This is a genomic window from Pseudomonas sp. EL_65y_Pfl1_R83 (assembly GCF_963970695.1).
Taxonomy (GTDB): Bacteria; Pseudomonadota; Gammaproteobacteria; order Pseudomonadales; family Pseudomonadaceae; genus Aquipseudomonas; species Aquipseudomonas tritici.
Genome location: NZ_CAXAQI010000541.1, coordinates 1 through 255, shown reverse-complemented (window position 1 = coordinate 255; position 255 = coordinate 1). Strand labels below are relative to the sequence as shown.

Annotated in this window: 1 rRNA gene; it reads left to right on the top strand. The window is 52.2% G+C overall.

From position 1 onward, the window contains the following. A 16S ribosomal RNA gene (locus AACY08_RS30240) occupies positions 1 to 255 on the top strand; the annotation flags it as partial.

The window sequence follows — 255 nt, the reverse complement described above, 5'->3', positions numbered from 1 at the left end:
CGGTCCAGACTCCTACGGGAGGCAGCAGTGGGGAATATTGGACAATGGGCGAAAGCCTGATCCAGCCATGCCGCGTGTGTGAAGAAGGTCTTCGGATTGTAAAGCACTTTAAGTTGGGAGGAAGGGCAGTTACCTAATACGTAATTGTTTTGACGTTACCGACAGAATAAGCACCGGCTAACTCTGTGCCAGCAGCCGCGGTAATACAGAGGGTGCAAGCGTTAATCGGAATTACTGGGCGTAAAGCGCGCGTAG